Source organism: Pseudomonas putida (genome assembly GCA_041071465.1).
Lineage (GTDB): Bacteria > Pseudomonadota > Gammaproteobacteria > Pseudomonadales > Pseudomonadaceae > Aquipseudomonas > Aquipseudomonas putida_P.
In genome coordinates, this window is sequence record CP163498.1 from 4,354,748 (window position 1) to 4,367,653 (window position 12,906).

13 protein-coding genes and 2 pseudogenes are annotated in these 12,906 nt (G+C 62.8%); 7 read left to right on the plus strand and 8 right to left on the minus strand.

The genetic code is table 11. The features are described 5' to 3' along the window. Position 1 precedes the first annotated feature (1 nt). A complete protein-coding gene (locus tag AB5975_20085; protein ID XDR23003.1) occupies positions 2 to 517 on the plus strand; it encodes a thioredoxin family protein in 516 nt (171 codons plus the stop codon). Between the two features lie 17 nt (positions 518 to 534). Here AB5975_20085 and AB5975_20090 read toward each other — a convergent pair whose 3' ends face one another. Both AB5975_20090 and AB5975_20095 read right to left on the minus strand, forming a co-directional pair. Continuing rightward, complete coding sequence (locus AB5975_20090; GenBank protein ID XDR18866.1) at positions 535 to 1,299, minus strand: hypothetical protein; 765 nt, start codon at positions 1,297 to 1,299, stop codon at positions 535 to 537. A gap of 64 nt (positions 1,300 to 1,363) precedes the next feature. Continuing rightward, positions 1,364 to 2,641, minus strand: coding sequence for a bifunctional O-acetylhomoserine aminocarboxypropyltransferase/cysteine synthase (locus AB5975_20095; GenBank protein XDR18867.1), 1,278 nt, complete (start codon positions 2,639 to 2,641; stop codon positions 1,364 to 1,366). A 208-nt stretch (positions 2,642 to 2,849) separates the two neighbouring features. Here AB5975_20095 and AB5975_20100 point away from each other — a divergent pair, with 208 nt between their 5' ends. After that, the gene (locus AB5975_20100) at positions 2,850 to 3,011 is read left to right on the plus strand and encodes a hypothetical protein (GenBank protein ID XDR18868.1); all 162 of its coding nucleotides are present in this window, start codon (positions 2,850 to 2,852) and stop codon (positions 3,009 to 3,011) included. Positions 3,012 to 3,033: 22 nt separating this feature from the next. Here AB5975_20100 and AB5975_20105 read toward each other — a convergent pair whose 3' ends face one another. The 3 genes from AB5975_20105 to AB5975_20115 all read right to left on the minus strand — a co-directional run bounded on the left by AB5975_20105 (position 3,034) and on the right by AB5975_20115 (position 5,509). Next, on the minus strand, positions 3,034 to 4,122 hold the full coding sequence (locus AB5975_20105) for a hypothetical protein (GenBank protein XDR18869.1): 1,089 nt from the start codon (positions 4,120 to 4,122) through the stop codon (positions 3,034 to 3,036). 75 nt (positions 4,123 to 4,197) lie between these two features. Continuing rightward, a complete protein-coding gene (locus AB5975_20110; GenBank protein ID XDR18870.1) occupies positions 4,198 to 5,205 on the minus strand; it encodes a 5'-nucleotidase in 1,008 nt (335 codons plus the stop codon). Between the two features lie 58 nt (positions 5,206 to 5,263). Next, positions 5,264 to 5,509 carry a hypothetical protein gene (locus AB5975_20115; GenBank protein ID XDR18871.1) on the minus strand — a complete coding sequence of 82 codons (246 nt, stop codon included), beginning with the start codon at positions 5,507 to 5,509 and terminating at the stop codon, positions 5,264 to 5,266. A 383-nt stretch (positions 5,510 to 5,892) separates the two neighbouring features. Between AB5975_20115 and AB5975_20120 the strand changes: the two genes are divergently transcribed. Next, positions 5,893 to 6,378, plus strand: a complete 486-nt coding sequence (locus AB5975_20120) for a hypothetical protein (GenBank protein ID XDR18872.1) — start codon at positions 5,893 to 5,895, stop codon at positions 6,376 to 6,378. Between the two features lie 49 nt (positions 6,379 to 6,427). Here AB5975_20120 and AB5975_20125 read toward each other — a convergent pair whose 3' ends face one another. Then, complete coding sequence (locus AB5975_20125; protein XDR18873.1) at positions 6,428 to 6,919, minus strand: DUF1543 domain-containing protein; 492 nt, start codon at positions 6,917 to 6,919, stop codon at positions 6,428 to 6,430. A 37-nt stretch (positions 6,920 to 6,956) separates the two neighbouring features. Further along, the gene (locus AB5975_20130; protein XDR18874.1) at positions 6,957 to 7,847 is read right to left on the minus strand and encodes a LysR family transcriptional regulator; all 891 of its coding nucleotides are present in this window, start codon (positions 7,845 to 7,847) and stop codon (positions 6,957 to 6,959) included. A 94-nt stretch (positions 7,848 to 7,941) separates the two neighbouring features. On the opposite strand from AB5975_20130, the pseudogene AB5975_20135 reads away from it, so the two are divergent. Continuing rightward, a pseudogene (locus AB5975_20135) lies at positions 7,942 to 9,116 on the plus strand (MFS transporter). A 171-nt stretch (positions 9,117 to 9,287) separates the two neighbouring features. Here AB5975_20135 and AB5975_20140 read toward each other — a convergent pair. Then, positions 9,288 to 9,911 carry a glutathione S-transferase family protein gene (locus AB5975_20140; protein ID XDR18875.1) on the minus strand — a complete coding sequence of 208 codons (624 nt, stop codon included), beginning with the start codon at positions 9,909 to 9,911 and terminating at the stop codon, positions 9,288 to 9,290. Positions 9,912 to 10,186: 275 nt separating this feature from the next. On the opposite strand from AB5975_20140, the gene AB5975_20145 reads away from it, so the two are divergent. From AB5975_20145 to AB5975_20155, 3 genes and pseudogenes are all read left to right on the plus strand, one after another. Next, positions 10,187 to 10,909, plus strand: coding sequence for a hypothetical protein (locus tag AB5975_20145; protein XDR18876.1), 723 nt, complete (start codon positions 10,187 to 10,189; stop codon positions 10,907 to 10,909). A 126-nt stretch (positions 10,910 to 11,035) separates the two neighbouring features. After that, positions 11,036 to 11,956 (plus strand): LysR family transcriptional regulator, encoded by a 921-nt coding sequence (locus AB5975_20150; protein ID XDR18877.1) that lies wholly within the window; start codon positions 11,036 to 11,038, stop codon positions 11,954 to 11,956. A 173-nt stretch (positions 11,957 to 12,129) separates the two neighbouring features. Then, positions 12,130 to 12,905, plus strand: a pseudogene (locus AB5975_20155) (SDR family oxidoreductase). Position 12,906: the final 1 nt, after the last annotated feature.

Sequence of the window (12,906 nt, forward strand, 5' to 3'; positions counted from 1 at the left end):
GATGTTGAAGGTGGGTGGTGTTGCCCTGGCGTTGACGGGGCTGGGCCTGGCCGGGCACCTGATGGCACGCGACAGCTACGGCGCCATGCCGTCGCTGTCGGGCGCCAGCCAGTGGATCAACTCGGTGCCACTGGATGGCCCGGCGCTCAAGGGTAAGGTAGTGCTGGTGGATTTCTGGACCTGGGACTGCATCAACTGCCAGCGCAGCCTGCCGCATGTCAACGAATGGGCGCGGCGCTATGCCGACCAGGGGCTGGTGGTGGTTGGGGTGCACACGCCAGAGTACGACTACGAGCATGATGTCGCCACCTTGCGGGGCAAGGTGGCCAGCCTGGGGATTGCCTACCCGGTGGCGGTGGATAACGACTACAACGTGTGGAATGCCTGGGGCAACCAGTTCTGGCCGGCCCATTACTTTGTCGACCGCAAGGGGCAGGTGCGCCATGTGCACTTTGGCGAAGGGGATTATGGCGGGCAGGAACAGGTGATACAGGCTTTGCTGGATGAAAAAGGGTGATCGGCCTGCATGGCCAGTCAGCGCCGCCGCAGCACAGTGGCCAACCCGACAGTCAGCACCACGGCGCAGAGCATGGCCAGGCTGATCGTGATGGCCATGCCCAAGGTTTCGAGCAGCCCCGCCAACACCAGATAAAACGCAATGACCCCCACTGCGCCGATCGCATTGCCCCGCACCATCGCCGCCATTGCGGCCCGCCCGCCCTGCACATGGGCGAACACCACCAGCGGCCAGGCAATCACCGGGATCGGCGCCAGCATGCCGCTGGTCGCCGGGCCCAGCCAACTGGCCAGGCGGGTGATGACCATCAGCAGGCAAGTGGCAGACACCATGCGCAGGGGGATCTCCCAGTAGCGGTGCCGGGGGCGGGCCAGGGTATCCGGCGTGGGCTCGCGGCCGCTGGCGTCGATCAACACGCAGATCAGCGCCAGCGCCACGGCAATCGACAGGTACAGGCTGCCCCAGTGGGTAAACGCATAGGCGGCCAGGCCATAGCACAGCAACGCCAGCAGGACGGACGCAGCGATGCCGAGGCGGCGGGTGGCCAACAAATAGAAGGTGTAGGTGGTCTGCACCGCTGCCAGGCCACCCAGTGCACCGGGTATCGCCCCCAAGGCAAAGGCCGGGCCCTGTTCCAGGCAGAGAAAGGTGATCACCAACGCCGAGGTGATCGGCAGGCCGGACAGCAGCCCACCCAGCAGGCCGCCCCAGCGCCGGGAAGCAAGCGAGATGGCCCACATCAACAAAGGAGTGACCGTCAGTTTCAGGTAAAACAGGGTCATTGCGGGTGTATCCAGGCTAATTGAAGGCGCGCCCGCCGTCGGCATTGGGTGGGGCGCGGATGCGTCAGGCGCGGCTGGCCTCCAGGGCCTGGGCCAGGTCGGCGATGATGTCGTCGCTGTGCTCGATGCCGATCGACAGGCGCACCATGTCCCGTGGCACGCCGGCCTTCTCCAGCTCCTCGTCGTTGAGCTGGCGGTGGGTGGTGGAGGCGGGGTGGCAGGCCAGAGACTTGGCGTCGCCGATGTTCACCAGGCGCACCACCAACTGCAGCGCATCGATGAAGCGTGCGCCGGCCGCCTGCCCGCCCTTGATGCCGAACGACAGGATTGATGCCGGTTTGCCGCCGGTATAGCGCCGGGCCAGTTCATGCTCGGGGTGGTCGGGTAGCCCGGCGTATTTCACCCAGGCCACCTGTTCGTGGGCCTGAAGGTACTGGGCGACCTTCAGCGCATTTTCGGTGTGGCGTTCCATGCGCAGGGCCAGGGTTTCCAGGCCTTGCAGGATCAGGAAGGCGTTGAACGGTGACAGCGCGGCGCCCGTGTTGCGCAACGGCACCACGCGGCAGCGGCCGATGAAAGCGGCAGGGCCGAAGGCTTCGGTGTAGGTGACGCCGTGGTAGGACGGATCGGGGGTGTTGAGCAAGGCGAACCGTTCTTTGTTGTCGGCCCAGGGGAACTTGCCAGCGTCGATGACGATGCCGCCGATACTGGTGCCGTGGCCGCCAATGTACTTGGTCAGCGAGTGCACGACGATGTCCGCGCCGTGCTCGAACGGTCGGCACAGGACTGGGGTGGCCACGGTGTTGTCGACGATCAGCGGCACACCGTGACGGTGGGCGGCCTCGGCCAGCGCGGCAATATCGACAATGTTGCCAGCGGGGTTGCCAATGGACTCGCAGAACACCGCCTTGGTGCGTGCGTCGATCAACGCTTCGAGGGCGGCGATGTCGTCATGGGCGGCGAAACGGGTGTGGATGCCCATGCGTGGCAGGGTGTGGGCCAGCAGGTTGTAGGTACCGCCGTACAGCTTGGCCACCGAGACGATATTGTCACCGGCTTCGGCGACGGTCTGGATGGCGTAGGTGATGGCCGCCATACCCGACGCCACCGCCAGCGCGCCCACCCCGCCTTCGAGGGCAGCCATGCGCTGCTCCAGCACATCGTTGGTCGGGTTCATGATGCGCGAGTAGATATTGCCGGCCACCTTCAGGTCGAACAGGTCGGCGCCGTGCTGGGTGTCGTCGAAGGCGAAGGAGGTGGTCTGGTAGATCGGTACGGCCACCGCCCGGGTGGTCGGGTCGGGGCTGAAGCCCGCATGGATGGCAAGCGTTTCCAGCTTCATGCAATCGTTCCTTGAGCGTGGGTGGAAGCGTTCGAGCATGCGTCGGCGGGCGGGCGTGGGTCAAGGACGTCGTGGTTGTGCCCGTGCGCCTGCGCCGACTGTAAAGATAGGCAAAGTTTCCCCGGGCCATCATGCCGCAGCTCTAGAATCCGCCCGCTGCCAAGCCGGCCAACGGCGGGCAGCGGATCTAGCCTAGTGGAGCGTTGCTATGAAGTTGAAACACCTTTTCCGCGCAGCCCTGGTGGCGGCGCTGGTATCCGCCTTGTCGGGTTGCTGGATGTTCATGCCGCCGGGTGGTGGTGGGGGGCATGGTGGTGGCCACGGCGGTGGCGGTGGCTTTGGCGGCCACCAAGGCGGCGGCCCACGCTAAGCTGCCCCCCTGCACAGAGCGGTCAATTATTGCTGTGCGCTGCCACCGCGTTGGCCAGCAGCTTGAAAACCTTCAGTGGGCTCATTTCGATGGGCTGGTCGGCCGGCTGCGCATTCGGCGTTACCCACGCCTCGTCAGAGTGTGAGTACACCGAGCTGTAGTGCATATCGTCCAGGCTTACCCCGGGGGCGCTCCAGGACAGCATCAGGGCGAGCAGCAGATGCTCTCGCAGCCCTGCGCGTGGTACGTGGTCGGCCGACTTGGCGAGCGCAGCGAACATCCTGTGCAGAAATGCCCCCAAGTGCTCTACTTCTTCAGGTGTAGCCCGTGCTGCACTGCCACGGTACAGCGAGACGTGGCAGATCGACTTGTCGCTGACCTCCTCGGGTAGCGGAACCAGGATATCGGTCGGCATCTCCGGTATTTCGAAGCTGAGCAAATGGTCGAATCGATCGTCGCGCTCAGGCGTACGGTAGTAATCGAAGTACTGAGGCATGAAGCCATGTTCCCTGGCGGTGGTCAATGTGACGTCGATGATGAAACCCAGGCGTTGCAGACCCTCAAGCATGTAACGGATGCCTTCGTCGAGCACTTCGCGATAATTGCGGTTGCGCTCACCTTGAGCGTTGAAAATGTGCCCTTCGACATCCCGCACATCAGCCAGCAAGTTGCGCAATACGTCACGCCGGCCTGCATAGAAATACTGCCAGGCGTGCTCCCAACGCACCTGTTCGAAGTCCACGGCAGGTTGAACGTGAGTGGGTAGCGCCGATTGTTTGGCCTGCAGCGCGTTGATCTGTTTCTTCAGTTCTTCAACCTGTGCTGTCAGTGCCCTTTCCTGGGTCGACAGGCCTTCACGCATGCCCAGGCGCAGTGTGTCGATACGCGTCTGTCCGGAGACTGGGTATTTGAAGCGTGCCACTGCAGGGCGGTGGTCCCCCAACACATGTTCGCACCAGCGTGCGAAGGTCGCGTGCTCGCCATTCGCCTTGGGCAAGCGTTTGCTTAACTTGTTCAGTGTGCTGTCGTCGAATTCGCTGCAATCAAGCAAGACGTCGTAGCGTTTCAGGATGTTCAACTGAACCTGTTGAACGAGGGCGTCGCGATCCATGCCTAGGGGCTCCGTGGCGGTAGAGAGGGCTGCGCAGCACAGCACGGGCAGTTTACGTTGCCGGTAAATTGATGGCTACTGGCTATCGTGCTGTAGGTGTTCAGCTTGCACCGTTTCGGCGGGTGGCACGGCGGCCTGGGAACGCTGCAGCGTAGCGTTCTTGTTCGCCACGCCGAACGGCACATGCACCATCGGCAGATTCCCCGCTGGCGATTGCAAATGCGTGCGCTGGTCGTCGAAGAACACATGCGGTTTGAGGATCGACAGCACCCTGGGTTTCTCCATCCCACCCAGAAAGAAGCACTCATCTGGCGACACGCCCCAATCCTTCAAGGTGGTCACCACCCGCTCATGGGAAGGTGCATTGCGCGCCGTGACGATGGCAATGCGCAAAATTCGCTTGTACGTCGGGTCCTCGGCCAGCTTGCGATCTTCAAGCATGCGTATCAGCGAAAGCTTGCGGTACAGGTCCGCCAACGGCCCAGGCGAATGCGGGGTGCCCTTGTGCACGCGCTCATGTTCCTGAAAGTCGTCCAGGTTGTCGTTGCGCTTGTACACGCTCTCGGCCTCGTCGTCGGCGATCACGCCATCGAAGTCGAAGGCCACTCGCAGCTCTGTGTCGATTTCATCGTCGTAGATGCGTGTAGGCAGCACGCGCCCGGCCGGGTAGTTGGCGTCGATGGCTTTTTGCACGTCTTCCTCATTGGCACTGAGGAACAGCGAGGCATTGAATGCCGGGATGTATTCGTAAGGCGAGCGGCCCGACATGAACGCCGCGCGGGTGATGTCCAGCTGATAATGGTTGATCGAGCGAAACACCCGCAGGCCGGTTTCGGGCGAGTTGCGCGAGAGCAGTACCACCTCCACTGGCAATTGCTCGGGGAAGGCTTGATTGATGCTCAGGAAGCGGCGAATGAAAGGGAACGCCACACCTCGGGGAAACGGCTCGTCCAGGTTTTGCTCCTGGTGTTGGCGATAGGCCTCGACACCTTCGGACTTGTAGATGTCGTCCGAGACAGTGAGGTCGAACAGCGCACTCGAGGCAACGCCGATGACCAGTTTTTCTTCAATAGGGTAGGGCATGAGTTGCTCCTGCAAGTGGCCTGAAAGCGAGTGTACGCGCACGCTGCGTCGAAAGCCCTCAGGCCTCCGGCGCCAGCCCGAGCAGTACTTGAATCTGGTGTTGCAGCTGGCTCACATGTTCGCGCTCCGTGCGCAGAGCCGCGTGCAGCGTGCTGTTCTCCTGCCTGTGGATACGTGCGGTGTGTTCCAGTTCACGGTCGCTTTGCAGCAGGCTCCATATCTCGCCTTGGCGGACAAGTTGGAGACACACCAGCAGCAGAGTAATGCCGCAGACACCCAGCAGGGCGATTTCGATTGCTTCCATGTAACGTTCCTCGGGAGTGGTCATCAGCTGGTAAGCAAAAAGATATGTCGCCAATAATTACATGTCGATAGTGATGACTTATACAGGTAAGAGAATGGTGCAGGTTCAGCGGGACTCGCCCTGGCGCGTCATGACGCAGCGGCAGGCAATTTGATATCACTCAGTGCAAGCGATGCCACGGTGGACAAGGCTTTGCCAGCATTGAGGGTGCCGTGAGCAGACGGTGCACGCCTTCACCAAGATGTGACTGGCTACTTTACATATCTGGCTTGGTCAGCCTTGTCAGATACCTGGCCAATTTCTCAATTCCATAACTCATCAGTGGATCCGGTGATGCCATTTTGATAGCTTCCCCCGCTTTATCGCAGTATCCGGATAGATTGATGAACCAGCCACACGAACACAGCACTCTGACGCCTTCCAGCGAGGCGGATGTGGACAGGGTGATCGAGAACACTATTGAGGCAGACGCTTTGACCCGGCAGGCCACCGAGCAAGGCGCGTTGCTGGCCAGTATCGAGGTGCTGAACAAGAAGCTGGTGGCAAGTACCCTGGCCCGGGTGCAGAAGGAAGGGGCGATTCGCAAGAGCCTTGAGCAGCATCAGCAGCAACTGGCAGCCAGCAACCTGGCCCGGGAAGGCCTGTCCACCACAATGACCACGGCGTTGAAGAAGCTCGCACTGGCAACCAGCGCTCAGGCAGACCGTGTGGACAGCGTGGAGTCACGGCTAGCAAGCCTGGCTGAGCGTCAATGTGAATGCGAACAGCAGTCAGCACCCGGTTGGCCAGCGTATCTGGAACGGCACGCCGTGTCGTTGCTGGCCTTGGCCGTGGCGGTCTTTACGCTGGGGCTGCACCTGCTCGGTTAACGCGGACCGGCATCGCGCAGGGTGGCTTGGCCCTGGCGTTCTATTGCCGTCAGATCAGGATGTAGTCGCTGCGTACCACCAGCGGCTCATGCGGCCCTTCGACCAGGTGCACAAACTGCCCGTCCACCTGATCGATCGCCAGGCAGTCATCGACATCGAGCAGGGCATCGGTGTGCGGCTTCAGCCAATGCGCTTGCATCCGCTGCTTGCCCAGGGCCTTGGCTGCAGCCTTGTTGTGGGCGGCAACCAGCAGGAAGCGGTGCGCCTCGCCGAACACATCGCGTTCATACCCGCCGAGGTTGATGAAATACAGGCGCAGAGCGCCGCGTGCGGGTGAGCCCGGGCGCAGTTCAATGCGCTGGCCGTCTACGCCGTGCACTTCCAACCACGAATCGATGTGCAAGCCTTGCGGGCTACCGAACCACGCCTTGCGCAGCTGCGGGTAGGCCTGTTCGAAGGTATCGGCCTGGGCGAATACCACGTCGTGGACTTCAATCTTGGCGCCGGGGTGGCGGCCTCCGAGCATGACGACGTAAAGCATGGGCGATCCTTTGCAGGGTTGATGTAAGCGTGCGGCATTAGGACAGGTGCTGTATCAGAAAGTCCACAAAAACCCGCACTCGCGCGGGCATCGCCGGGCCACCGACGAACACTGCATGGATCGGCTCGCGGTCGTCAGGGTTGTATGCCTCGAGCAACGGCACCAGCCGCCCACTGGCCAGGTCATCGACCACGGTGAAGGTGCCGATTCGCGCGATGCCGGCACCCAGCCTGGCCAGTTGCGCCAAGGCTTCACCGCTGCTGCATTCGATATTTCCCGCCACCCTCAACGAGAACGTTTGCCCGTCGCGACGAAACGGCCAGTCGGGGGCGGCGCGGCGGAAGTTGAAGCGCAGGCAGTTGTGCCGGGCCAGGTCTTCAGGCTCAAGCGGGGTGCCGCAGCGTTGCAGGTAGTCAGGTGAGGCAACTACCACCTGGCCGGTTTCGCCAATGGTACGGGCGCTCAACGAGCTGTCCGGAAGGTGCCCGAAACGCAGCGCCACGTCGGCCTGGCCGCCGAGAATGTCGGCTACCTCGTCGCTGAGGGTCAGGTCGACCAGCACCTGCGGGTAGCGCGCGCTGAAGGCTGCCAGTAGCGGCACGACGGTCAGCCGGGCATGGCCCAGCGCAGCGCTGACCCGCAAGCGCCCGCGTGGCACGCCCTGGTCTGTGATGGCCTCTTCGACTTCGAGCATGTCTGCCAGCACCCGCCGCGCGCCGCGCAAGTACGCCTCACCCTCGGGGGTGAGGGTGATCGCCCGGGTGGTGCGCAGCAGCAGGCGAGTGCCCAGGCGCTGTTCGGTGCGGGCGAGGATGCGGCTGACCGCGGAAGGCGTCAGGTTCAGTGCCCGCGCGGCAGCCGATAGGCTGCCCTCGTGCGCCACCCTGGCAAAAACCTCCATCTCTCCAGATCTGCCACTGAAGTCCATTTGTGCCTCACAAGCAAAGGTGGTTCGCAAAAAAGCAGTCTAGTGCGACTTTGAAACAGATCGTAGCATTCGCGGCATAGATAAGGAGCTTGCCATGCGTATCAATCCACCTCTCGTCGCACTCGCCATCGGTGCCTTTGGCATCGGTGTCACGGAGTTCGCCCCCATGGGCATGTTGCCCAGTATCGCCACCGACCTTGGTGTTTCCATTCCTGCTGCCGGGCTGCTGGTCAGTGCCTATGCCATTGGCGTGCTGATCGGCGCGCCTTTGATGACCCTGGCCACGGTGAAGATCCCACGGCGTTACCTGTTGATCGGGCTGATGGCCATTTTCACCCTGGGTAATTTGATGTCGGCCCTGGCCAGTGACTACGCCAGCTTGCTGGTGGCCCGCGTGGTCACCTCGCTCAACCACGGTGCTTTCTTCGGCATCGGCTCGATCGTCGCGGCCAGCGTGGTGCCGCCCGAGAAGCGCGCTGGGGCCGTGGCAGCCATGTTCATGGGCTTGACCCTGGCCACCATCGGCGGAGTGCCGTTGGCGACCTGGTTTGGTGAAATGCTGGGCTGGCGCACGGCGTTCTGGGTATAGCCGGGCTTGGCCTGGTGGCGATGACCACGCTCTGGTACGCGCTGCCCAATGTGGCCGCGCCCAAGGGGGATGGGGCCCTGGCCGAAATCCGCGTGCTAGGCCGTGGGCCGGTGCTGGCGGCGTTGTTGCTGACCGTGGTGGGTTCCAGTGCGATGTTCACGGTGTTCACCTACATTGCGCCGATCCTGCAAAGCGAAGCGGCGGCGTCCACCACCTTCGTGACGGCCATGCTGGTGTTGTTCGGTGTCGGCCTGACCCTGGGCAACGTGTGGGGCGGCAAGGCGGCGGATCGCTCGATCGATCGCACGTTGATCCTGTCGTTGGCCGTTTTGATTGCCGTGTTGCTGGTGTTCCCGCTGGTGCTGGACTGGCCGCTGCCGACGGCTCTGGCGATCCTGGTCTGGGGAGCAGCGAGCTTTGCTTTGGTTCCACCCCTGCAGATGCGGGTGATGGAAGCGGCCGAAGATGCGCCCAACCTGGCATCGGCAGTCAACATTGGCGCGTTCAACCTGGGTAACGCGATTGGCGCGGCACTGGGTGGCGCGGTGATCAATGCGGGGCTGGGTTACCCGGCGATTTCCCTGGCGGGCGCGGCGATGGCGGCGTTGGGGTTGGTGATGGTGCTGCTGTTTGCCTGGCGTGGGCGAGTAGTGGCTGCAGCGGGGCAGGTGGCGCTGTAGCACGCTGAGTTCGCGCCCCTACCGCGACACAAGGTCGCTTCCACAAGTGCAGCGCAAGCTCCAGGTGCTGCGCGGTCTCTGTGGGAGCGGCCTTGTGTCGCGATGGGCTGCAAAGCAGCTACCGCCCCTGTACACACCCACCCCGCCCGCCGATAAAAGTCGTTGTTGGCGTTACGGCGTACCATTGCGGCCATGCAGGTGATAGGCCGGGCGCTCGCTCAGGCGTTCGTAGTAGTCGCGCACTGCCGGCAAGTGCGGGTGCTCGAATGGCGTTTCGAACCAGCGATTGACCGACAGGCCGATAGGGATGTCGGCCAGAGTGAACTGGTTGCCGGCCACATAGGCACCGGTGCCGGCCAGCTGACGGTCGAGGATGTGCATGTAACGCGACCACTCCGCGCAACCGGCCGCAAGCGCCTGTGGGTCTTGGTGGGCGGGTGAATGCCTGACCAGCGACATGAACGCGTAGCTCCACGAACGGTTCAGGTCCGAGGCCTGCCAGTCGATCCACTGGTCGATCCGGGCCCGCGCCTGCGCTTCGCTTGGATAGAACGCGGTGGCGCCGTAGCGGTTGGCCAGGTAGCGGATGATGCTGTTGGACTCCCACAGCGTAAAGTCGCCATCCTGGATCACCGGGACCATGGCATTGGGGTTCAGTGCCAGGAACTCGGCGTTGTCGGTGGGCTGAAAGCCTGACCCCCAATCCTCACGCTCGAACGCGACCTCGAACTCGGCACAGGCCCACAAAACTTTCCGCACGTTGATGGAAGAGGCTCTGCCCAGTATCCGTAGCATGGTGTTCGTCCTTGTGTAGGGGAGGTTGATCGTCCGCCACTGCCGTGCAGTGGTCAAGGGGCCGAACAGCGACGGAACCGCCCTTCGTAATGTTCTTGTAGTCCATTTCCGAAAGTAACCCTTTTCACCCCCTTGGCTATTGTGGAGGTAGCCGGAGCACCCTAGTCTCCGCACGCCCGCAACCCACCAAGCCCGGTCAGGCTTGCCTGGGGGGCGTGAAGTTGGCACCCTTGGGCGGTTTTGAACGTCTGTAACACGACAGAAGGAAGTATGCATTGAGCTGGGACAAGGTGGGGAAGCTTCTCGTCGCCGTGCTGATTGGCCTGATGGTCCTGTTGGCCGCCTACGCGTTGCTCAGGGGCAACCCGCGCTTGGAGGCGTCACTGACCTATGCCTACCTCACTTACCCCAGCCAGTTCAGCGAGCGTATCAGCAAGGCCAGCGAACAGCTCAAGTACGAACAATTGCAGGGGCGCATCAACAACATCGAACAGGGCGAACTGAGCCATGACCAGGTCGAGCGGCTGATCGAAATGGCTCAGGCACCGTATGCCCAACTGTTCGCCAAGCCGTTCGAAGCCGGGCTGGTCGACCACCGCACCGGCTTGCTCATCGAGCTGCGCAACAGTGGTGACGCGCAGGTACGCCAGGTGAAAATCCGCCTGCCAGCCAAGGGCCTGGTGCAGGTGCGCGATGCTGCCGGCAACGACACGCTGCTGGAAACCGCAACCGCCCAGGTGGAGATCCCGGCCATAGAGCCAGGCGGTACGTGCAAGGTGTGGGTGTATTTCGACGCAGACTATTCACAGATCCGCCAGGGCGGGGTCAGCATCAGCCACGCCAACGGTGCCGCCAATGTGCAGGTGTACCACGAGGTCATCGGCTTCCCGGCCTTGGTGGCCCGCTACAGCCGCGAGCTGATGGTGTTGCTGGGAGCGCTGGCGGCCACCGTGCTGGGGTTGGGCTACGCCTGCCTGGCACGACGTACTACGCGGTAAGCGCCTGCAGAAAAATGCGGGCATGCGTGTGCTGCAATCAAAGGTTATTTGCTGCAAACGCAACGCTGCCCCATTGACCACCCTTTATAGTGCTCGGCATTACAAGAGCCATGCCGAGCCTGCCTGATGATCCCTTCCCTGGACTCCATTTTTTCTCGCCTGCGCCTACGCCAGTTGCGTCTGTTGATCGAGCTGGACCGTTGCGGTTCGCTGCACAAGGCGGCCGAAGCCATGGCCATCTCCCAGCCCGGTGCCACAAAGGCCTTGCGCGAGGTGGAAGAAGTGCTGGGCGTACCGTTGTTCCAGCGCTTGCCTAGTGGTTTGGTGGCCAACGATGTGGGCCGTTGCGTGGTGCGCTATGCGCGGCTGATTCACAGCGACCTGGGGCATTTGCGCGAAGAAGTGCTGGGCATCGTACAAGGCCAGGGTGGGCGGCTGGCGGTGGGCTGCATCATGGGCGCTATGCCGGCGCTGGTCAGCGCCTTGGGGCGCTTGCGCCGCAAACAGCCACAGTTGGCCGTGGAGATCGCCGAGAACACCAGCGCCAATCTGCTCGCTCAGCTGGATGAGGGGCGGCTCGACCTGGCCATCTGTCGACCGGGCCTGGGCCGTAACGCTGCGGAATATGCCTTTGTCGAACTGGCTCATGAGCCACTGGCGGTGGTCGCGCACCCACAGCACCCACTGGCTGGGGCGATGGCTCTGGAGATCGGCGAGCTGAGCCAGTACCGTTGGGTTGTCTACCCGGCCAACATGCCCATGCGCCAGGCGCTGGAGCGCGAGTTGAGCGAGGCCGGAGTGCAAGTGCCACGCTATCCGCTGGAAACCTTCTCCACCTTCGCCACCTTCATGCTGCTGGAAGATGATCCGAGCCTGGTGGCGGTCATCCCGAGTGCAGTGGCGGCCTTCGCCGAACAGCGTGGGTTGCTGGTGTCGCTGGCGGTGCAGCTGCGGGCGTTGAGCGAGCCGTTCGGCATCGTGCACCGGGTAGCGGCGCCATTGTCGCCAGCGGCGCGGTTGCTGGTAGAGGAGTTGGTAGCTGGTTGACGCGCCACAGTGCCTATCCACCCCCGACCCGTTGTTGCAGCGCTGGTGGGGATAAGCAATGGTTATTGGTAGATCAGCTCTTTTCATTATCGGTGGCCGTGACCGGCGTTCTAGATTGTACCGGCACGGCCTGCCTGCAACCCTGTAACTGCATTACATCTAGGAGCAACCCAATGGATCTAGGTATTACCGGCCGCTGGGCCATCGTCTGCGCGGCCAGCCAGGGCCTGGGCAAAGGCTGCGCCGAGGCGCTTGGCAAAGAGGGCGTCAACCTGGTCATCAATGCCCGTACCGACGCCACCTTGCAGCAGACCGCCAATGAGTTGCGCGCGGCTAATCCGGGCATCGAGGTGCGTACCGTAGCCGGTGATGTAGCCGATGCCGAGGTACGTCAGGCGCTGCTGGCGGCCTGCCCGCAGGTCGATATTCTGGTCAACAACGCCGGTGGCCCGCCACCGGGGACTTCCGTGACTGGGGGCGTGAAGACTGGCTGAAGGCGTTGGACGCCAACATGCTCACCCCCATCGAGCTGATCAAAGCGGTGGTCGATGGCATGGCCGAGCGGGGGTTCGGCCGGGTGGTGAATATCACTTCAGGCGCAGTGAAGGCACCGATCGACATACTGGGCCTGTCCAATGGCGCCCGCAGTGGCCTGACCGGCTTCATCGCCGGACTGGCCCGGCAGCAGCGCCTGGCGGGCAGCAACGTGACGCTGAACAACCTGCTGCCCGGGGCGTTCGACACGGCGCGTCTGCAAAAGACGTTGAAGGCGGCAGGCGGTGATGTGCAAGCCACTGCCCAGGCGCGGCGCAAGGCCATTCCGGCGGCACGCTTTGGTGATGCCGGGGAGTTCGGTGCTTATTGCGCGTTTCTGTGCAGCGCGCAGGCCGGATACATCACCGGGCAGAACCTGCTGATTGATGGCGGGGCGTATCCGGGTACGTTCTGAA

Bases quoted from the DNA above. Each gene is read 5' to 3' on its own strand.
- AB5975_20130 (XDR18874.1), bottom strand. From the start codon at position 7,847: ATGGACTTCAGTGGCAGATCTGGAGAGATGGAGGTTTTTGCCAGGGTG.
- AB5975_20140 (XDR18875.1), bottom strand. From the start codon at position 9,911: ATGCTACGGATACTGGGCAGAGCCTCTTCCATCAACGTGCGGAAAGTT.
- AB5975_20085 (XDR23003.1), top strand. From the start codon at position 2: ATGTTGAAGGTGGGTGGTGTTGCCCTGGCGTTGACGGGGCTGGGCCTG.
- AB5975_20150 (XDR18877.1), top strand. From the start codon at position 11,036: ATGATCCCTTCCCTGGACTCCATTTTTTCTCGCCTGCGCCTACGCCAG.
- AB5975_20115 (XDR18871.1), bottom strand. From the start codon at position 5,509: ATGGAAGCAATCGAAATCGCCCTGCTGGGTGTCTGCGGCATTACTCTG.
- AB5975_20105 (XDR18869.1), bottom strand. From the start codon at position 4,122: ATGGATCGCGACGCCCTCGTTCAACAGGTTCAGTTGAACATCCTGAAA.
- AB5975_20110 (XDR18870.1), bottom strand. From the start codon at position 5,205: ATGCCCTACCCTATTGAAGAAAAACTGGTCATCGGCGTTGCCTCGAGT.
- AB5975_20100 (XDR18868.1), top strand. From the start codon at position 2,850: ATGAAGTTGAAACACCTTTTCCGCGCAGCCCTGGTGGCGGCGCTGGTA.
- AB5975_20120 (XDR18872.1), top strand. From the start codon at position 5,893: ATGAACCAGCCACACGAACACAGCACTCTGACGCCTTCCAGCGAGGCG.
- AB5975_20125 (XDR18873.1), bottom strand. From the start codon at position 6,919: ATGCTTTACGTCGTCATGCTCGGAGGCCGCCACCCCGGCGCCAAGATT.
- AB5975_20090 (XDR18866.1), bottom strand. From the start codon at position 1,299: ATGACCCTGTTTTACCTGAAACTGACGGTCACTCCTTTGTTGATGTGG.
- AB5975_20095 (XDR18867.1), bottom strand. From the start codon at position 2,641: ATGAAGCTGGAAACGCTTGCCATCCATGCGGGCTTCAGCCCCGACCCG.